At 46.2% G+C, this 21112-nt stretch carries 14 protein-coding genes and 1 pseudogene; 4 read left to right on the forward strand and 11 right to left on the reverse strand.

Features of this window, described 5'->3' with window-relative positions:
• Positions 1–155: 155 nt before the first annotated feature.
• A pseudogene (locus tag A136_RS20875) lies at positions 156–2726 on the forward strand (beta-hydroxydecanoyl-ACP dehydratase); the annotation flags it as partial.
• Positions 2727–2756: 30 nt separating this feature from the next.
• Positions 2757–4394 (forward strand): eicosapentaenoate synthase subunit PfaD, encoded by a 1638-nt coding sequence (pfaD, locus tag A136_RS20880; protein WP_017064090.1) that lies wholly within the window; start codon positions 2757–2759, stop codon positions 4392–4394.
• A gap of 113 nt (positions 4395–4507) precedes the next feature.
• On the opposite strand, the gene hflX is transcribed toward pfaD, so the two are convergent.
• The 10 genes from hflX to prmB all read right to left on the reverse strand — a co-directional run bounded on the left by hflX (position 4508) and on the right by prmB (position 16797).
• The gene (gene hflX / locus A136_RS20885; protein ID WP_017064091.1) at positions 4508–5875 is read right to left on the reverse strand and encodes a GTPase HflX; all 1368 of its coding nucleotides are present in this window, start codon (positions 5873–5875) and stop codon (positions 4508–4510) included.
• A gap of 270 nt (positions 5876–6145) precedes the next feature.
• The gene (locus A136_RS20890; RefSeq protein WP_017064092.1) at positions 6146–7258 is read right to left on the reverse strand and encodes an ABC transporter ATP-binding protein; all 1113 of its coding nucleotides are present in this window, start codon (positions 7256–7258) and stop codon (positions 6146–6148) included.
• A gap of 6 nt (positions 7259–7264) precedes the next feature.
• On the reverse strand, positions 7265–8122 hold the full coding sequence (locus tag A136_RS20895) for a carbohydrate ABC transporter permease (RefSeq protein WP_009848502.1): 858 nt from the start codon (positions 8120–8122) through the stop codon (positions 7265–7267).
• Positions 8119–9057, reverse strand: a complete 939-nt coding sequence (locus A136_RS20900) for a carbohydrate ABC transporter permease (RefSeq protein ID WP_017060634.1) — start codon at positions 9055–9057, stop codon at positions 8119–8121. The genes A136_RS20895 and A136_RS20900 overlap by 4 nt, the downstream gene beginning before the upstream one ends.
• A gap of 181 nt (positions 9058–9238) precedes the next feature.
• A complete protein-coding gene (locus A136_RS20905; protein ID WP_017064093.1) occupies positions 9239–10486 on the reverse strand; it encodes an ABC transporter substrate-binding protein in 1248 nt (415 codons plus the stop codon).
• Positions 10487–10597: 111 nt separating this feature from the next.
• Positions 10598–12043 (reverse strand): ATP-binding protein, encoded by a 1446-nt coding sequence (locus A136_RS20910; RefSeq protein WP_017064094.1) that lies wholly within the window; start codon positions 12041–12043, stop codon positions 10598–10600.
• Positions 12044–12088: 45 nt separating this feature from the next.
• A complete protein-coding gene (locus A136_RS20915) occupies positions 12089–12817 on the reverse strand; it encodes a response regulator (RefSeq protein WP_017060637.1) in 729 nt (242 codons plus the stop codon).
• A gap of 159 nt (positions 12818–12976) precedes the next feature.
• The gene (locus A136_RS20920; protein ID WP_017064095.1) at positions 12977–14434 is read right to left on the reverse strand and encodes a protein adenylyltransferase SelO; all 1458 of its coding nucleotides are present in this window, start codon (positions 14432–14434) and stop codon (positions 12977–12979) included.
• 535 nt (positions 14435–14969) lie between these two features.
• On the reverse strand, positions 14970–15611 hold the full coding sequence (locus A136_RS20925; protein ID WP_017060639.1) for a LysE family translocator: 642 nt from the start codon (positions 15609–15611) through the stop codon (positions 14970–14972).
• Positions 15612–15864: 253 nt separating this feature from the next.
• Positions 15865–16797: a 50S ribosomal protein L3 N(5)-glutamine methyltransferase gene (gene prmB, locus A136_RS20930; RefSeq protein WP_017060640.1), complete on the reverse strand. Its 933-nt coding sequence runs from the start codon at positions 16795–16797 to the stop codon at positions 15865–15867.
• Positions 16798–16859: 62 nt separating this feature from the next.
• On the opposite strand from prmB, the gene smrB reads away from it, so the two are divergent.
• Positions 16860–17390, forward strand: a complete 531-nt coding sequence (gene smrB / locus A136_RS20935; protein WP_017064096.1) for an endonuclease SmrB — start codon at positions 16860–16862, stop codon at positions 17388–17390.
• A gap of 111 nt (positions 17391–17501) precedes the next feature.
• Here smrB and sixA read toward each other — a convergent pair whose 3' ends face one another.
• Positions 17502–17966, reverse strand: a complete 465-nt coding sequence (gene sixA, locus A136_RS20940) for a phosphohistidine phosphatase SixA (RefSeq protein ID WP_017064097.1) — start codon at positions 17964–17966, stop codon at positions 17502–17504.
• A gap of 305 nt (positions 17967–18271) precedes the next feature.
• On the opposite strand from sixA, the gene A136_RS20945 reads away from it, so the two are divergent.
• A complete protein-coding gene (locus A136_RS20945; protein ID WP_017064099.1) occupies positions 18272–21049 on the forward strand; it encodes an insulinase family protein in 2778 nt (925 codons plus the stop codon).
• The last annotated feature ends 63 nt before the right edge of the window (positions 21050–21112 follow it).

Here is a 21112-nt window from a genome sequence, read left to right on the forward strand (position 1 = left end):
GCTAATCCGCGATGAACCTATTAAAAGCACAGTTAAACGCAATTACGTCTGGTTTAGATAGCTCAGCCGAAACATCAACTCAGCCTGTGCAAGCTCAACCAGCTCAGGTTCAGTCAGCGCCAGTAAACGCACTTGCGACACCAGCACCAGTAAAACCTATCCGTAAACCATGTATCTGGGATTACGATGATCTGGTTGAATACGCTGAAGGCGACATCGCCAATGTATTTGGCCCTGACTACGCGATCATCGATAGCTACTCGCGCCGCGTTCGCTTACCAACCACTGACTACCTATTGGTATCTCGTGTAACCAAGCTCAACGCGACAGTGAACGAGTACAAGCCAAGCACCATGACCACAGAGTACGACATCCCAGTTGATGCTCCGTATCTTGTTGATGGTCAGATCCCTTGGGCTGTTGCAGTTGAATCTGGTCAGTGTGACCTAATGCTGATCAGCTACTTAGGCATTGATTTTGAAAACAAAGGCGAGCGTGTTTATCGCCTGCTTGATTGTACGCTGACCTTCCTTGGCGACTTGCCTCGTGGTGGCGATACACTGCGTTACGATATCTCAATCAACAACTTTGCTCGCAATGGCGACACATTACTGTTCTTCTTCTCGTACGAGTGTTTCGTTGGCGACAAGATGATCCTGAAAATGGATAACGGCTGTGCGGGCTTCTTCACTGATGAAGAACTAGCAGACGGCAAAGGTGTGATTCACACTGAAGACGAAATCAAGGCTCGTAGGCTTGCAACTAAGCAACGCTTCGACCCTATGTTGCACTGCCCTAAAACGCAGTTTAACCACCAAGAATTGCGTCATCTACTGACTGCCAACATTGCAGAGTGTTTTGGTCCTACTCACCAATCCAATAGCCACCAGCCTTCTTTATGCTTCAGCTCAGAGAAGTTCATGATGATCGAAAAGGTTAGCCGTGTTGAACCGCAAGGCGGCACATGGGGACTTGGTCTGATTGAAGGTCACAAGCAGCTAGAGCCTGAGCACTGGTACTTCCCTTGTCACTTCAAAGATGACTCAGTAATGGCTGGTTCTTTGATGGCAGAAGGTTGTGGTCAACTGCTTCAGTTCTTCATGATGCACCTTGGCATGCACACGCTTGTTCAAAATGGGCGTTTCCAACCGCTTGAAAATGCCCCTCAACAAGTACGCTGTCGTGGTCAAGTTCTACCACAATCGGCAGAACTGACTTACCGCATGGAAGTGACTGAGATTGGTCTAAGCCCTCGTCCATACGCGAAAGCCAACATCGATATCTTGCTCAACGGCAAAGTGATTGTTGATTTCCAAAACTTAGGTGTGATGATCAAAGAAGACGACGAATGTACTCGTTACCTGCCTTCTTTAGAAACAGCTGTCGCGACCCCTGTTATCGAAAACTTGGACCATAAAAGCTTGGGCCATACACCAGCAGTGAATCAACAAGCTTCAGCAAATGCGCCGTTGATGGCGCAAATTGAAGACCTAGAAACAGCGCCAAATAAAGGCGTGATTCCTCTTCAACATGTTGAAGCTCCGGTAACGCCTGATTACCCGAACCGCACACCCGATACGATTCCATTCACGCCATACCACATGTTCGAATTCGCGACTGGCGACATCGAAAAATGTTTCGGCCCTGATTTCTCTATCTACCGTGGGATGATTCCACCACGTACTCCGTGTGGCGACTTGCAGTTAACCACTCGTGTCGTAGAAATCGACGGTAAGCGTGGCGACTTCAAGAAACCGTCATCGTGTATCGCAGAATACGAAGTGCCAGAAAATGCATGGTACTTTGATGAAAACAGCCACCATACCTTGATGCCTTATTCGGTGTTGATGGAGATTTCACTGCAGCCAAACGGCTTCATCTCTGGCTACATGGGCACCACACTAGGCTTCCCAGGTGAAGAACTGTTTTTCCGTAACCTAGACGGCAGCGGCAAAATGCTGCGTAACGTCGACTTGCGTGGCAAAACGATCACCAATGATTCTCGCCTGCTTTCAACCGTAATGATGGGCACTAACATCGTACAGAGCTTTAGCTTCGAACTGAGCACTGACGGCGTGCCATTCTACGAAGGTACAGCGGTATTTGGTTACTTCAAAGGCGCAGCACTGAAAGACCAACTGGGTTTGGACAACGGTAAGGTGACTCATCCTTGGCACGTTGATAACAACCGCACGCCGGATGTAAACATCAACCTGCTAGACAAAACGACGCGTTACTTCAATGCACCTGTCTCGTCTACTGGTGAAGTACAAGAGCACTACAAATTGGCCGGCGGTCGTTTGAACTTTATCGATACCGTGCAGATCACTAACGATGGTGGTAAAGACGGTCTTGGTTACCTATACGCTGAGCGTACGATTGACCCAAGTGATTGGTTCTTCCAATTCCACTTCCATCAAGATCCTGTAATGCCAGGTTCTCTAGGTGTCGAAGCGATCATCGAGCTGATGCAAACCTATGCGCTAAACAAAGATCTTGGCGCTGACTTCCGCAATCCAAAGTTCGGTCAAATCCAATCTGAAGTGAAGTGGAAATACCGTGGTCAGATTAACCCTCTGAACAAACAGATGTCACTGGATGTACACATCACTGCAATCAAAGACGAAGACGGCAAACGCATCATCGTTGGCGACGCAAACCTGAGCAAAGATGGTCTGCGTATTTACGAAGTGAAAGACATCGCGATTTGTATCGAAGAAGCATAAGCCTGACAGAGAACTAGGAAAGAATTTAGTATGACAACTCAAACTACAATCAATAACGAAAAGCTATCTCCGTGGCCTTGGCAGATCGAAGAGAGCACAACTCGCTTTGATAACGCAGCAATGTCGACAATATTGAAAGACTTAAGCCTTGCTTGTTACGTAGTGAGCCACCCAGAAAAAGGCTTAGGCGTCAGCCAACAAGCTGAAATTACATCGGGTGATTCAGCAAGTGCAGCGAACAGCCAACCTGTTAGCGCCTTTGCTCCTGCTCTTGGTACACAAAGCCTAGGCGACGAAGATTTTCGCCGTTGTCATGGCGTGAAATACGCTTACTATGCAGGTGCAATGGCAAACGGTATTTCATCTGAAGAGTTGGTGATTGCGCTTGGTCAAGCTGGCATTCTTTGTTCATTTGGCGCCGCGGGCTTAATCCCGTCTCGCGTTGAGCAAGCGATCAACCGTATCCAAGCAGCACTGCCAAACGGCCCTTATGCGTTTAACCTGATTCATAGCCCAAGCGAACCCGCACTAGAGCGCGGCAGTGTAGAGCTGTTTTTGAAGCACAAAGTGAAAACGGTTGAGGCTTCTGCCTTCTTAGGTCTAACACCGCAAATCGTTCACTACCGTGCAGCTGGCCTTAGCCGTGATGCACAAGGTGAGATTCAGATTAGTAACAAGGTTATTGCTAAGGTAAGCCGTACTGAAGTTGCAAGTAAGTTCATGCAACCTGCTCCGGTGAAAATGCTGCAAGCTTTGGTTGATGAAGGTCGAATCACAGCAGAACAAATGGAGCTAGCACAGCTGGTTCCTATGGCTGATGACATTACTGCAGAAGCCGATTCTGGTGGTCACACCGACAATCGTCCACTGGTTACCCTACTACCAACGATTCTTGCACTGAAAGAGCAAATCCAAGCACAGTACCAGTTCAAAACACCGCTGCGTGTTGGCTGTGGTGGTGGCGTAGGCACGCCTGACGCTGCTCTAGCGACGTTTAACATGGGTGCTGCTTACATTGTTACTGGTTCAATCAACCAAGCGTGTGTTGAGGCTGGCGCGAGCGAACACACACGTAAGCTGCTTTCGACAACTGAAATGGCTGACGTGACTATGGCTCCGGCAGCAGACATGTTCGAAATGGGCGTGAAACTGCAAGTGGTTAAGCGTGGTACCTTGTTCCCAATGCGTGCAAACAAACTGTACGAACTTTACACTCGCTACGATTCAATTGAAGCGATTCCAGTAGAAGAGCGCCTGAAACTTGAGAAGCAAGTATTCCGTTCAACACTGGATGATATTTGGGCGGGGACTGTGGCGCACTTTAACGAGCGCGATCCTAAACAGATAGAACGCGCTGAAGGCAACCCAAAGCGTAAAATGGCGTTGATCTTCCGTTGGTACTTGGGTCTTTCTAGCCGTTGGTCAAACACCGGCGAACAAGGTCGTGAGATGGATTACCAAGTATGGGCTGGCCCTGCACTTGGCGCATTCAACGCATGGGCGAAAGACAGCTACCTAGATGATTACCAGCAGCGTAATGCAGTCGACCTAGCAAAACACCTAATGCACGGCGCAGCCTACTTGGCTCGTGTTAACCTGCTGACTTCGCAAGGTATCAAGCTTGATCCAGAGCTAGCACGCTGGAAGCCAACTCAAAGAATGGCGTAAATGACCTAAATGGACTGGTTGACGAGTAACTAATTACTCAGCGACAGGAAACAAAAAAGCGACCTTATCGGGTCGCTTTTCTTTTGGTTGTTCTTGCCAGGCTCGCTACAAAATTAAGACTTCTGCATACGCTTTTTCAAGCGCGCTAAATCAATTGCACTTGAGCGTACAGTAAGCTTGATGCATTCGTAGTCGTATTCTTCCTTCACCACACTCATGTTTGAGCGAATCTCACCGATAATGCCTTGTCCAGAATAAGGAATCGTGATCTCTTCTTCGATCATGCCTTGTTCAGCCACACCCACAATGTACTTGTGTAGTTTGGTGATATCGAGCGGGTCACGAGTCGAGGTCAGCATTGCATCTGGGAATTCTTCAATCAGCTCTAACTGTTCTTCTTCGCTCAATCTATCGCACTTGTTCAGTACCAATAGTTTTTCGCTGCCTTCAACGCCCACTTGCGCTAATACTTCGTGTACCACATCAAGCTGTGCGCGGAATGAAACGTCAGAAGCATCAACCACATAAAGCAGTAGTGACGCGTCGTGTGCTTCTGCAAGCGTTGAGTGGAATGAAGCAACCAGATCATGTGGCAGCTTCTTGATAAAACCAACCGTATCTGACACTAAGATACGCGGCTGAGTGATCGGCTGAAGTGCACGAACCGTGGTATCTAGGGTTGCGAACAGCTTGTCTTCACCACTCACTTCGGTTGCGGTCATTGCACGCATCATCGAAGATTTACCCGCGTTGGTGTAACCAACCAGAGCAACAGTGAAAAGTTCCGAACGCTGTGTGCGTCGGTTCTTCATTTCATCTTGTACGCCAACCAGCTCACGCTTAAGCGCAGCAATTTGGTCACGTACTTTACGACGGTCAAGCTCTAGTGAGGTTTCACCAGCACCCTGACCCATTTGACGTTCTTTGTCACCGTCTGCTGTTTCACGAAGTCGAGGTACTAAGTAGTTTAGGCGAGCAATTTCTACTTGCAGACGTGCGGTACGAGTGCGAGCGTGGCGACTGAAAATTTCGATGATGATACCGGTGCGGTCAAACACTTCGACACCTAAGTGAGCCTCAACATTGCGCAGTTGAGAAGGGCTCAAATCACAGTCAAATACCACAACATCAGCAGTACCAAACTCCACATCTTCAGATGGAAGATCATCAAAATCTAATTCATCGATACTAGCGCGAAAATCAAAAGATTCATCGATAAAATCTTCATCTTCTGCTTCTTCAATCGAACCTTGGTAACCGGTGAGGTGTGCAATTTCTGCAAGCTTACCTGCGCCCAACACGTTTTGTCGTTGTGTTGAACTGTGGTGCTGTGATTGTGTACCGACCACTTTAAACCCTAGGGTTGTTACTAAGCGAGCAAGTTCGGCAAGAGACTCTTTTGCTTCGTCACCTTTGAAGTCCGGTGTCGTAATAGAAATAAGTAAAGCGTTACTAGCTGAGGGTTTTGCTGTTAGTTTCATGTATTCTTCTGTTTATGCACTAATGTGCAACCTAGTATTTGGTCTAAAGTAGCGCGATCCTACGCTGTTCTCGGTCAGCTTTATAGAGCTAACGGAGGCTATTTGGCGATATTATTGCAGTTAATCCATTTATCTCGTTTATCCCTCTGTTTTCGTGAGGAAATAAAACAGGCTAAAACAACAAAAAAGACAGCATCACGTTACTTATTAGTAATTAGTGATACTGCCTTTGCTTAAGCTTAGACTCTCATTGAGCTACTGTCTCAAAAACTAAAAATCAATTCTCGCTTCAGTCTGAGCATCAAAGAATACCGCCTTTGATAAGTCAAAATGCAGCGGCGCCATTTGCCCAACTGACACTTCAAATTCTGGCGACAAGCGACATGCCACTTCTTGGTCGTTCACTTTCACCATCGCAATCGTATCTGGCCCTGTTGGTTCTAGCACTTCTAACTGCAAGTCTAGCTTGGTCGTTGCCGACACATCTTCACTTTTCTGCTCGGTAATATGTTCAGGGCGCAGGCCAATCACCACTTCTTTGCCATCTTGCTCACGCATGCTTTGTGGTAATCGAATGTGGTGCTCTTGCTCAGCTGTACCCGTTACTTTGATGATCGGATTCTGCTCATCATCCAAATCCACCATGGTCTTAATGAAGTTCATAGATGGTGAACCCATAAAGCCCGCCACGAACATGTTATTTGGCTTGGTGTAGATCTCTTGCGGCGTACCGAGTTGCTGCAGTTCACCATCTTTCATCACCGCAATACGGTCAGCCAAGGTCATCGCCTCGATTTGGTCATGGGTCACGTAGACAATGGTGGTGTTCAGCTTTTGGTGCAGACGTTTGATCTGGTGTCGCATCTCGACACGTAGCTTGGCATCCAAGTTAGAAAGCGGCTCATCGAACAGATACAGCTTAGGACGACGCGCCAAAGCGCGCCCCATAGCGACACGTTGACGCTGACCACCAGATAGCTGCGATGGTTTACGATCAAGCAGTTGTTCGATTTGTAGCATTTCAGCGACGCGATTCACTTCTGCGTCGATTTCGTCTTGTGGCATCTTGCGGATCTTCAAGCCGAAGGCGATATTGCCGCGTACCGTCATGTTTGGGTAAAGTGCGTACGACTGGAATACCATCGCGATGTCGCGGTCTTTAGGTTCAACCTGGGCCACGTCAACACCATCAATCACGATTTCACCCGAGCTAATATTTTCTAGCCCAGCAATGGTGTTCATTAGGGTGGATTTTCCACACCCCGAAGGGCCGACAAGTATCAAGAACTCCCCCGAATCGATACTGATGTCGATGCCCTTTAACGTTTCGTTGTCCGCGTTGCGATAGGTTTTACGGATCTGTTTTAAATCTAATGTTGCCATGGGTAATTATCCTTTTACTGATCCTGCCGTTAGGCCACGAACAAAATATTTTCCTGCGAAGACATACACCAACAGCGTTGGCAGCGCGGCGATGATCGCGGCAGCCATATCAACGTTGTATTCTTTAACGCCCGTGCTGGTGTTGACTAAGTTATTTAATGCTACGGTGATTGGCTGAGTCTCTGAGCCGGAATACACCACCCCGAACAAGAAATCGTTCCAGATTGCGGTGAACTGCCAGATCACCGTCACCATGATGATAGGCGTAGAGATCGGTAATAAGATCTTGAAGAAAATGGTAAAGAAGCCTGCACCATCCAGTTTTGCTGCTTTGATCAATTCATCCGGAATCGAGATGTAGAAGTTACGGAAAAACAGAGTTGTAAACGCCATGCCGTAGATAACGTGCACAATCACCAAGCCGATGGTTGTGTTCGCTAGCCCCATCTTGCCGAGCATGGTTGCCATTGGTAGTAGCACCACTTGGAACGGAATGAAGCAACCAAACAACAGTAAGCTGAAGAACAGATTCGAGCCTCGGAATTGCCATTTCGTCACTACATAACCATTGAATGCACCGAGCAATGTTGAAATCGCAACCGCAGGAATCACCATTTGGAACGAGTTCCAGAAGTAGCCTTTGATGCCTTCACATTTCACGCCCGTACAGGCGGTGTCCCACGCTTTATACCAAGCATCAAACACCCACTCTTTCGGTAAGCTCATCAAGTTACCTGCCTTGATGTCTGGCAGAGTTTTGAATGAGGTCAGCGCCATGACAAACAATGGCATTAGATACACCAAGCAGAAGAAAAGCAGTGCTGAATAAATAAAGATTCGAGCAAAATTGATGTTATTCATCATGACTTTTTCTCCCTAAGTTCAGAGTAAAGATAAGGCACGAGAATCGCTAAGATACCAGCAAGCATCATCATGGCACTGGCAGCACCAAGGCCGATTTGTCCACGCGTAAATGAGTGTGCGTACATGAATAGCGCAGGAAGATCCGATGAATAACCTGGGCCACCCGCTGTCATCGCGGTCACAAGGTCGAAACTCTTAATCGCAATGTGTGAGGTGATGATCACCGCGCTGAAAACCACAGGGCGCAAGCAAGGTAGAATGATTTTCAGATAAATAGTGGGTAAGCTTGCCCCATCAATTTGAGCGGCTTTGATGATTGAAGAATCAATGCCACGAAGGCCGGCTAAGAACATCGCCATCACGAAGCCTGACGACTGCCAAAGTGCTGCGATAACCAAGGTATAGACCGACATTTCAGAGTCGACTAACCAATCGAATTTGAAGTCGGTAAAGCCCCAATCTTGCATCAGTTTTTCAATGCCAAGACCCGGATTGAGAATCCATTTCCAAGCGGTACCCGTCACGATGAATGACAACGCCATTGGGTATAAATAAATGGTACGAATCGCGCCTTCTTGACGGATGTTCTGGTCAAGCAATACCGCCAAACCCACACCCAACAAGATAGCAATCGCCATGAACAGAAAACCAAACACACCGAGGTTGGTGATTGAGGTGATCCAGCGATCGTTGTCCATCAGCTTTTCATATTGAGCTAAACCAACAAAGTTGAAGCTCGGTAAAAATCGAGAATTCGTAAACGACAGCGCCGCCGTCCAGAATATATAGCCGTAGATACACACCACGGTCACTAACGCGGTCGGCGCCAGTACAATCTTGGGTAACCAATGTTGCAACCTGTCAGCAAAGCTAGGCTTGGGCGCAGGCTGGCTCCTTGTGGGTTTTGGAGTCGACTCAGTCAAAACATGCTCCATAACTTATCCTTGTTGCACAATCGAGCCAATGGCTTACCTTTCGGCACCACATCAGCATCACGCATATCAGAATTGGGAGTGAAGAGTAGATAGGCTCCCTACGAGCCTACCCACCCTGGGGGGTTGGTAAAGCAACACAACCCGTCACTCACGTGCGTTGTGTGTCGCTTATCAAGTTATATTAGATAGCCGCTTTCACAGCTTTCGCTAACTTAGCCGCCGCTTGTTTTGGATCGGCATCTTTTTCGTTGAAGAAGTTGGTTACCACGTCGTAAATCGCGCCTTGAGCGTAGCTTGTTGTCGCTAGGCCGTGAGCCATACTCGGAACAAGATCGCCAGATTTCGCACTCGCTTTGAAGGTTGCCATTGAATCCAACGCACATTGGTCGAACTTAGACATGTCCATATCTAGACGTACAGGGATAGAACCCTTGTTAAGGTTGAAGACTTCTTGGAAATCTTTGGTAAGAATGGTTTTCGCTAGGTCTTGCTGCGCTTTTTGGTTCTCTTTGTCACTCAGCTCAAAGAACGCAAAGCTATCGATGTTGAAAGTGAATTGGCCATCAGTGCCCGGTGCTGGTGCACAGATGTAATCTTTACCCGGTACTTTGCCTGCCGCAGTAAATTCACCTTTCGCCCAGTCACCCATGATCTGCATTGCCGCTTCGCCATTGATAACCATCGAAGTTGCTACGTTCCAATCACGACCCGGAGAGTTGCTGTCGATGTAATCACGCATCTTTTTGAACTTGGTGAATACTTCCACCATTTTGTCACCAGACAACACGTCCATATCCAGGTCAACGAACGCTTTGTTGTAGTCTTCACTGCCTAGCACATCAAGTGCCACCGCTTCGAATACCGTCGCGTCTTGCCAAGGTTGACCACCGTGAGCCAGTGGAATGAAGCCAGCCGCTTTAATCTTGTCTGCGGCAACAAAGAACTCATCTAACGTAGTTGGAACCTTCACGCCTGATTTTTCTAAAACAACAGGGTTCGCCCAAAGCCAGTTAACACGGTGAACGTTGACAGGAACTGCGACATATTCGCCATCCCACTTCATCACTTTAGTGACCACTTCTGGCAGTAGCTCATCCCATTTTTCTTGTTTCGCAGTTGCATCGAGAGACGTTAGAAAACCTAAACCACCCCACTCTTGAATATCATGACCTTTAATCTGCGCCGCAGATGGAGGATTGCCCGACACTGCTCGAGTTTTCAAAACAGTCATCGCACTTTCACCGCCGCCACCAGCAACAGCGAAATCTTTCCAAGTATGGCCTTGTTCTTCAATCATCTCTTTCAGTACAGCTGCGGATTTCGCTTCGCCACCGGCAGTCCACCAGTGAAGCACTTCCACTTCACCAGCTTGAGAAAATGTTGAGGCAGCAAGAAGAGATAGAGTAAGTAGGGTTTTATTGATTTTCATTATTATCTTCCATGTTTTAGCGGACTCGACGTCCGGTTCAATACAGAGTCTACTTATTCTGATTTGTAAGATTGAAACAAAAGGTAAGCTCAATGTAACACAATTGTTACATTAAACTTCTAGGCCGCGTGGAATATAGACTTTAGCTTCTAAGCCGCCTTGAGGGGAGTTACGAATAATGAGATCTCCGCCGTGTCCGTGTAGGATGTTTCGACAGATTCCAAGCCCTAAACCGTGTCCTTGGTCGTCAGTGGCGAGCCTGAAGTAAGGTTCAAACACCAACTCTAACTTGTCTTCAGGAATACCTTTTCCGTGATCTTGAATAGTCACGATAACCCACACCGAATCACTGTTAATATCGACTTCAGCTGATGTCCCATATTTCACAGCGTTGTCGATAAGATTGGTCAGCACACGTTTAATGGCTAATGGTTTGGCGACTAACGGGTCAACCACAATGGGCTCAAACTCAACCAAGGTTTGATGTTGGTTGTGCAGTTCAATCACGGAGAGCATCATCTCATTGAGGTCGATAATGGCGTTGTTTTCGTGAAGGTCGGTATCTCTTACCGCTTGTAAAGCGCCCTTAACCATCATCTCAAGCTCATCCAAATCCTTATTGAACTTGTCTTTCTTTACTTCGCTTTCCAATAGCTCGGCTCGTAGTCTAAGCCGTGTTATTGGTGTCTTTAAATCATGTGAGATTGCAGAGAAAAGGTGCTCACGGTCGGCAACATAGCGACGAATCCGTTGCTGCATTCGATTAAACGCTCGGGTCGCCGTCACCAGCTCAGTAGCCCCCTCTTCGTTAAGTGGCGGCTGCTGAATATCCATACTCATCTCATTGGCCGCTCTTGCTAATTTTTTAAGAGGGCGTACTTGCCGACGAATCATCAAGTAAGTCAAAACCAAAAGAATGAGGGTCGAGGAAACTAAGAAGATCACCTGTTCTCTGCCGAGAATCGTATCGTCGAGTTTGACGTAAGGCGCAGGCAACAACGCGGCGATATACACCCATTCATGACTGGCTAATTCTATCTGAACAACCAGAATAGGAGGGTTAAGAGGTTCTAAGGTTAAAGTATGATGTGCCCACGATCGTGGGAGATCGCTCAAGTAGATGTCATTTTTAAGCAAACGAAGATGTTCAGGGCGAGAGAAATCAACCCGCACTGATTCGACTTTATTGAGCTTGCTACTCAAAACACTTTCTATCGCTTCAATCGAGGCGGTTTTTAAACGGGTATCAGGGATCGGTTCGACAATCAACGCCTCTTTATTGAAAGAAACGAAGAAGCGCGTACCGCCCATATTGCGGATTTGATCCAACACGATATGGCGATATTTAACGGGCAGAGACTGGAAGAAAGTCACCGTCGAGGCAAACATATTGGCCATGCTTGAAGAGGCAGAACGAATCCCCTCCAGTTCTTTGTGTTTGGATTCGCTATACCAAATAGACGTTGCGATACCTTGAGCTATCACCACAGCTAACAAGGTCAGTAACAATGTTCTGGCAACCAAAGAGTTTGGCTTTAACCGACTCAACCCGTTCATAGGAAATACTTCATTGCCGAGGTGCTCATTAACATCACTTGATTATCAGTGTTCATACTGAACAGGCACAGCGAGGATATAGCCATTACCGCGCATGGTTTTGATGTAGTGAGGATACTTGCCACTGTCGCCCAATCGGCTTCTCAGACGACTAAGCTGCACATCAATGCCTCGCTCAAAAGGCAACGCTTCACGGCCTCTGGTCGCGAATGAGATAGTGTCACGGTCGAGAACTTCGTTAGGGCGAGTTAAGAACAACATCAACAGAGAAAAATCACTGCCCGACAAATCCATCTCTTCCGAGTTTTCATTGTGGGAAATTCGATGCGCTAACGTATCAAGCGTCCAATCACCAAAAACAATCTGTTTTGGCAATGCATCACTTGTCTTGTCATCCACCACTTGAACGCGGCGCAACAACGCTTTGATACGCGCCATTAACTGACGAGGGCTAAACGGCTTGGCAATGTAATCATCAGCACCAATTTCTAAGCCGATAATTTGGTCGGTTTCATCCGATACGGCAGTCAGCATGATGATAGGCACATTCGATTGCTTACGGACGCGTTGACACAAGGTAAAACCATCGTCACCGGGTAGCATCACATCAAGCAGAATCAGATCTGGATAACCTTGGTTTTGCAGATGAGCTTCTAGTTCAACACCATCTCCCACAGAAGAAACATCGAAACCAGATTTTGTGAGGTACTCTTCCAGCAGCTCGCGGATTTCTTGATCATCATCCACCACGAGAATTCGAGTATTTGTTGGCATCGCCCAAACCTATTAAATTTACAACTTATTCACATAGTGTATAGGCTGGCCGATTGTTTGATTATTGACATGTTTGTAAAGTTAGAAGAACAAACAGATAAAGATCACAACTTAGTGACCTCTATCTGAATCTTTAGGGCTTAATCCGCTATTGGTTGGTTATGAAGAGCAGCTGATCTCCATGGCTTTACCCCACTCAGGAGGTAGAGCCGCAAGGTATTCATAATCCGGGTGTTCCGCATAAGGGTCTGCCAGTACCACCATCAAAGCGTCAATATCGCTGCTATCACCGCGCTCTGCTTTGTCTATCGCCAGTTGAGCTAGGTAGTTTCTGAGGATGAATTTCGGGTTTGCCTGCCTCATATTTTCGCAGCGCTCTGCCACTGAGCTCTCTTCCAGTTCACAGCGTTGTAAGTAGTTATCTACCCACAGCTTTGCTGCCTCTCGGTCGATAACCAAATCAATCACTTCTTGCGGCTGCAAGGTATCCAAATTCGACAACGTTCTAAAAAATCTTGGGTAGTCGACTTTGTTTTGCGACATCAGCTCGAACATAGATTCAAACAAACGACTGTCACCTTCTTGTTTCGAAAGTAGCCCCAACTTACGACGCATCATCTGACTAAAGTAACCGTTCATTTGCGGTTCGTACTGCTCCAATGCCGCCTCTAAATCAGCTCTCTCCACCAGCGGTGACAACGAGTGTGCCAATGCCGATAAATTCCACATACCGATTCTTGGTTGCTGATTGAACGCATAACGACCTTGGTAATCCGAGTGATTACAGATCAATCTTGGGTCATATTCATCAAGAAACGCGAACGGACCATAATCGAAAGTTTGCCCGATGATCGACATGTTATCGGTGTTCATCACGCCATGAGCAAAACCATTCGCTTGCCACAACGCAATCATCTCTGCGGTACGGTCAACAATCTGATTAAACATAGCAGCGTAGGGTTTCTCTTCATCGAGACACTCAGGGAAGTGCCATTCAATGACTTTATCGGCCAGCAACTTATGCTCAGCCAACTGATTGGTATAAAACAGATGTTCAAAGTGACCGAAACGGATGTGTGATTCGGCAGCACGCACCAACAATGCGCCCCACTCTTGCTTCTCTCGATATACCGGTGTGTCGCTGGTCATCATAGCCAACGCGCGAGTGGTTGGGATATTGAGCCCTGCCATCGCTTCGCTACATAAGTACTCACGAACGGTTGATCGAATAACAGCGCGTCCATCGCCCATACGTGAATAGGGCGTTTTACCGGCACCTTTAAGGTGTAAATCGAACGTTTCGCCACTTTTCGCGATAATTTGAGCTAATAACAGCCCTCTTCCATCACCTAAATCCGGGTTATAAGAACCAAACTGGTGGCCTGCGTATTTCATTGCTACAGGCGAAAACTGCTCAGGTTTAACATTGCCAGATAACGTTTCAAGCAATTCCTCGGAAGCATCATCAAATGACAAAAAACCGAGTTCATCCGCAAGCTTATGATTCCATGCGAGCCATTGGACATTGCTGAGCGGTGTAGGTTGAATTGGGGTATAGAACAGTCGAGGTAATGCAGTAAATCGATTGTTAAATGAAATAGAATCCCAGACAGACATGAGAGATACACTGTAGATAAAAGATAACTTAAGATTATCACAGTTTCGTAACAACTTCAGAAGTGCGATGGCGCTTGTTTATAGAGGTAAGGTGATAAACCATTCCACAAGAAGAAAGTGGTGACTAGGAGTAAATTACTGGGGGATGCTTGCTAGAAGAAGATGACTAAGAAAAAGTTAAGTGGCTAGCCTGATGAGAAAAGCCACATTTATAAGAGAAAGAGTTCTGACTTTGAAGACTTTTTAACAAGTGATTTCATAATAAAAACTAAAACTATAGAGCCATGAAGCTGACTACATTAGAGCAAGAATACCCACTAGAGAAAGGGTAGAGAAAATCCAAGTACGACTGATTACGCCAAAGTTACTGTGTTGAATCATTTCTTGATGCTGCATATGTCTCTCCTTGAGAACGTGATGGTGTAACTACAATATATCGGCTTTTCGCCAAAAGCAGCAAGCACATTAATATTAACCTTTTATGACAGCATCAAGAATATTCTGTAACCATTCACCTCTCTGATAAAACAGAAAGTTATGCTCGACTGGTCGTCGAAAGCAGTGCGCCAGCCCCAATAAAGACACCTCCAGTGACACGATTAAAGACCTTGGCTCGACCTTTCGCAAACAACCAATTTGACGACTTCGCCCCCAAGTAGGCATACACCAATAACCAAGACAATTCCATCACTGCGAAGGTAAAAGCAAACACGGTAAACTGTGGTAATAGCGCAATTGAGGGATCAATAAACTGTGGGAAAAGTGCAGTAAAAAACAAGATAGCTTTGGGGTTACTCGCGCCAACAATAAAGCCACTTAAGTAATGCTGCGCAGCGCTTTCTTTGACAGATTGAGCACCGCCTTGTTGATCCGATAACTTGTCATAATCTTGTTGGCTAGAGCGCAGAGACTTCCAACCGAGGAAGATCAGATAAGCTGCACCAGTCCATTTTATGACATTAAATACCACTTCAGACGAAGCAATAATTACCCCTAGCCCGGTAAACGATAAAGTTAAAATACCAGTAATCGCAGTTAAGCTCCCCAAGGCAGTAAATATCGATAATTTAAAGCCAGATTGCACACCTTTGGTCATGCACAATAAAGAACTTGGGCCTGGTGATGCCGTTAAAATTAGCACCGCTAATAAATAATAAATCCATGTATCAAAGCTCATCGTGAATCCTCCTTAACTCACTAAAACGACTAAATATTAAACACCAATATGTAATAAGCCCTCATATTAATCAACTAAATATTGCGCTTAACGTCTTCGATATAAATGCAAACATCTTTAATCTAGGCAATAAAAAACGCCATGCATTGCTGCATGGCGTTTAAATAAAAACGTTTCAAATCGAACGTCTTACTAGATGTCAGGTTCTAAGCTTACAGCCCTAAGATAGGGGCACTAACCTAATAATTGAAACCTAGTCTTTGTAGATAGAGAACTCATCAGCGCAAGCAACAAGCTGCTCACGAGTGATCATGAATACGCCATGACCACCGTTAGAGAATTCAATCCAAGTGAATGGAATCTCTGGGTACTGATCCATCATATGAACCATTGAGTTACCAACTTCACAGATAAGAATACCGTCGTCAGTTAGGTAGTCTGGTGCATTAGCTAAGATGCGACGAACCAATTTCAGACCGTCTGTACCCGCTGCTAGGCCAAGTTCTGGCTCGTGAGTAAACTCATCTGGCAGGCTGTTCATATCTTCTTCGTCCACGTAAGGTGGGTTAGATACGATCAGGTTGTATTTCTCTTTTGGCAAATCACGGAAAAGATCTGAACGGATTGGGAACACTTGCTGCTCCATGCCGTGATCTTGAACGTTCTGCTCTGCAACTTGCAATGCGTCAGTAGAGATATCAATCGCATCTACTTCAGCGTCTGGGAATGCGTGAGCACAAGCAATAGCGATACAACCACTACCCGTACACATATCCATGATGCGAGTTGGCTCTTCAGTTAACCAAGGTTGGAATTGAGCTTCGATCAGCTCACCAATTGGAGAACGAGGCACAAGAACGCGCTCATCAACGAAGAACTCAAGACCACAGAACCAAGCTTTGTTGGTTAGGTAAGCCGTTGGTGTACGATCATTAATACGCTTGATTACGCGCTCAACAATACGTAGACGTTCGCTGCTCGTTAGACGAGAGTTCATCACATGCGAAGGAACATCAATCGGCAGATAAAGAGTAGGTAAGATAAGTTGTACTGCCTCATCCCACGCGTTATCAGTGCCGTGACCATAAAATAGGCCCGCTGCGTTAAAGCGGCTAACAGTCCAACGAATCACATCTTGAAGCGTGTGTAGTTCTGATACCGCTTCTTCTACAAAAATCTTATCCAAAATTGTCTCCGAAAAGCGCTACAATACTGCTAATTACGTTTCTAATTAGAATTCATAACCTGATGAGCAAAAAAGACACCGACTTCGATGACGATTTCGCCCTGTTCAACGATGCAGTAAAGGGCGTTAAAAAGTTGCAACAGGATACCATAGTCCAGCAGCCAAAAAGAAATGCCAAGCAAAAAGAAATTACTCGAACGGCAAGACAAGCCAGTGATAGCGAGTTTTATTTCTCGGATGAGTTCATTCCGCATCTTAGCGAAGACGGTCCGACGCGTTATGCGCGTGATGATGTCTCTAAATATGAGGTCAAGCGCCTCCGTCGTGGTGTCTACGTGCCTGACGTGTATCTCGATATGCATGGTATGACTCAACAAGAAGCCAAACGTGAGCTTGGCGCGATGATTGCGCACTGCGTGAAAGAGAGCGTGGCGTGTGCCTGTGTTCAACACGGTATCGGTAAACACATCCTTAAACAGAAGGTGCCTTTGTGGTTAGCACAGCACCCAGACGTGATGGCTTTCCACCAAGCACCGTTAGAGTTTGGCGGCAATGGCGCGCTGTTAGTCTTGCTTTCGGTTCCTGAGAAGTAATTCTGGTTAACAAACTCTCTCTCACCAAAAAACAACAAAGGGCATCCCAATCATATTGAGATGCCCTTTCTAATTGTCTGCAACTTTGTCATCAAACAGAGCTCAACGAGCTTATGGATTGATGTTCCAAAGCAACTCACCTTTTTGTGTCTCAAGGTTGAAGTCGATACACGCTAGGCCCGAAGTGGGAAACATAGGCGGCGCCATGCCTGTTGCAAACTCTGCAGTTAGGTAGCCCACTAGAGGTAAATGAGAAACAAATAAAATGGTCTCTAGTTTTTCTACTTCAGCCATTGCTAAGGTCAAATCAAACACATCGTCGGACATTCCATAAGGCGTAATATCATCACAGGTTTCTACTTTCTTTCCAGAAAACGCCTGAGAGATCTCTAACCACGTTTCTTGTGCCCTTAAATATGGGCTCACCAGCACTTTATCGAATTGACTAATCCCCTGCTCATTTGCAGCTTGTGCCACGGCAAGAGAAGCCATTTTCCCGCGCTTGGTCAACGCTCTTTCTGCATCCGAGTTGGCAAAATGTTCTGCTTCACCGTGGCGCATAATGAATATTTTCATGTTCAATCCTGTCTTCGTAACATGTCGAAAGTCGATATATCCCATATATCAGCGAAACGCTACTTAGGTTTGGCTCTCAATCCAGAGAAACCGCAGTCAATATAAATAATTATATCAAGTCACTTGCCAAAGAGTTCGACTTTCTTAACAATCTTGTTAAAAGAAAATAAATTACTGATAAAAATCGATAAAAGTGATTTAGAAATCGCCAAAAAGCACTTCATATCCCAAAATATGATCACAAGGTTTGCACGCCGAATCATCGGGTACATAATTTAAAAACCACCTTCTCTGGAGATGCTCCTGTGCACTTAAGCCCAAATGATGAACATCAATACCGCTACATAACCTTAAATAACGGGTTACGTGTACTGTTAGTTCAGGATCAAAATGCTCAAAAAGCAGCAGCCGCATTAGCCGTCAATGTGGGGCATTTTGATGACCCTACAGACCGAGAGGGTTTAGCTCACTACTTAGAGCATATGCTATTTTTGGGAACTGAAAAGTATCCAAAGGTCGGAGAGTTCCAAAGTTTTATCAGCCAGCATGGCGGTAGCAACAACGCTTGGACAGGAACAGAGCACACCTGCTTCTTTTTTGATGTTGAATTGAATGCCTTTGAAACCGCACTCGATCGCTTCAGCCAATTTTTTACCGCTCCCCTTTTCAACGAAGAAGCGTTAGACAAAGAACGCCAAGCCGTTGACTCCGAATACAAGATGAAACTCAACGACGACTCACGACGCTTGTACCAAGTTACCAAAGAACTGGTGAATCACAATCACCCATTCTCGAAGTTTTCTGTCGGTAATATCGATACGTTGGGTGACAGAAACGGCGAGACGATTCGACAAGAGATCTTGGCTTTCCACCAGCAACAATACTCTGCTGACTTGATGACACTGACACTGTCTGGCAATCAGTCGTTAGATGAGATGCAAAGCTGGGTTGAGGATCGCTTTAGCTCAATCACCAATCACAACCTACAAGGCAAAAAGGTTGAAGTTCCGATTGTCGGCGAGTTAAGTACGGGTGTACAAGTCCGCGTTGAGCCGATTAAAGAAGTGCGCAAACTGATCTTAACCTTCCCGATGCCAAGCATGGACGAACACTACGGCGTTAAGCCTTTGTCGTTCTTTGCCCACCTTTTAGGTTACGAAGGTGAAGGCAGTTTGATGATGCAACTCAAAGAGAAAGGCTGGATAACATCTCTCTCTGCAGGTGGTGGCGCGAGTGGCAGTAACTACCGTGATTTCACAGTCAGTTGCTCATTGACCATAGAAGGTTTAACCAAAACCGATAACATCATCCAAGCGATATTTCAGTACATCAAGTTAGTCGAACAACAAGGCATAGAAGAGTGGCGCTACCTAGAAAAACGCGCCGTTTTAGAGTCTGCTTTCCGCTTTCAAGAGCCAGCAAGACCGCTTGATGTCGTCAGCCACCTCGTCATCAACATGCAGCACTACCAAGAGCAAGATGTGGTGTATGGCGATTACAAAATGTCGCATTTCGATGACGAATTACAGCGTTCTTTGCTGCCTTACTTAACCGTAGACAACATGCGAGCGACCATTGTTGCTCAGGGATTCGAGTATGACAGGGAAGCGAAGTGGTACTTTACTCCCTACTCGGTCACACCTTTTAGCGCTGAACAAGTTCAATGCTTTACGTGCATTAACCCCGGTTGGCAGTTTGAACTCCCAAGCAAAAACCCGTTTATTTGCTACGATCTAGACCCGACTGAACTCGAAGGTGACGCTAAGTTCCCACAACTGTTAGAAGAGCTCGATGGCTTTAAGCTATGGCATCTGCAAGACCATCAATTTCGAGTTCCTAAAGGTGTGGTGTATGTCGCTATCGATAGCCCGCACTCAGTCGCTAGCCCAAGAAATATCGTTAAAACACGCTTGTGTGTAGAAATGTTCTTAGACTCACTCGAAAAAGATACGTATCAGGCTGAAATCGCCGGAATGGGCTACAACATGTACACCCATCAGGGCGGTGTAACGCTCACTCTGTCCGGGTTTAGCGAGAAACAGCCACAACTGCTCAATATGATTCTTGAACGTTTCCAAGCACGCGACTTTAGTCCAACACGCTTCGAAACCATCAAGCATCAATTGCTCAGAAACTGGAACAACGCGTCGCAAGATCGCCCTATTTCGCAGTTGTTTAATGCAATGACTGGGATACTTCAACCAAATAACCCGCCCTATTCCGTGTTAATTGAAGCCCTAGAAACGATAGAGGTCGATGAGCTCTCCTCTTTTGTTCAAGCAATCTTGGCGGAACTTCATGTTGAGATGTTTGTGTATGGCGACTGGAAAAAAGCCGATGCACACAAGATGGCTGAAACGCTAAAAGATGCACTGCGTGTTCAAGATCAGGCTTACGAAGAATCACTGCGTCCGCTCATCATGCTCGGTGAAAACGGCAGCTTCCAACGTGAAGTGGTGTGTAACCAAGATGATTCAGCAATTGTGGTTTATTACCAATGCCCTGATATTTCACCTAAAAATATCGCGCTGTATTCATTGGCAAACCATTTGATGTCGGCCACTTTCTTCCATGAGATACGAACCAAGCAGCAGCTAGGTTACATGGTCGGTACTGGCAATATGCCGCTCAACCGACACCCTGGTATTGTGTTGTATGTGCAATCACCGAATGCCGCCCCTGCTGACTTGTTAGCTTCAATAGATGAGTTCCTCAATGCCTTTTACATGGTGCTGTTGGAGCTTAACGACTATCAATGGCACAGCAGTAAGCGCGGTCTCTGGAATCAGATTTCGACACCAGATACGACTTTGCGAGGGCGAGCTCAGCGCTTATGGGTTGCGATAGGCAATAAGGATGTTGAGTTCAACCAGAGAGAGCGCGTATTGGAAGACCTTAAGGGGTTAACTCGCTCAGACATGATGCGTTTTGTGGTTAGCCAGCTAAAACCACGCACGGCAAATCGCCTGATTATGCATGCTCACGGTAATGCTCATAATGAGGAAGAGAAGCTGTCAGCAGGTGTTGAAATTGGCTCTATTGATGAGTTTCAGTTACGCCCGAAAGATACTGAGCTAGGCTGATAAAGCTGGAATGAAAATCATAAGGTTGATGTGAAAGCATCAACCTTTTTTATTGGATGCAGC

This window comes from Vibrio crassostreae 9ZC13, from assembly GCF_000272045.2.
Taxonomy (GTDB): domain Bacteria; phylum Pseudomonadota; class Gammaproteobacteria; order Enterobacterales; family Vibrionaceae; genus Vibrio; species Vibrio crassostreae_C.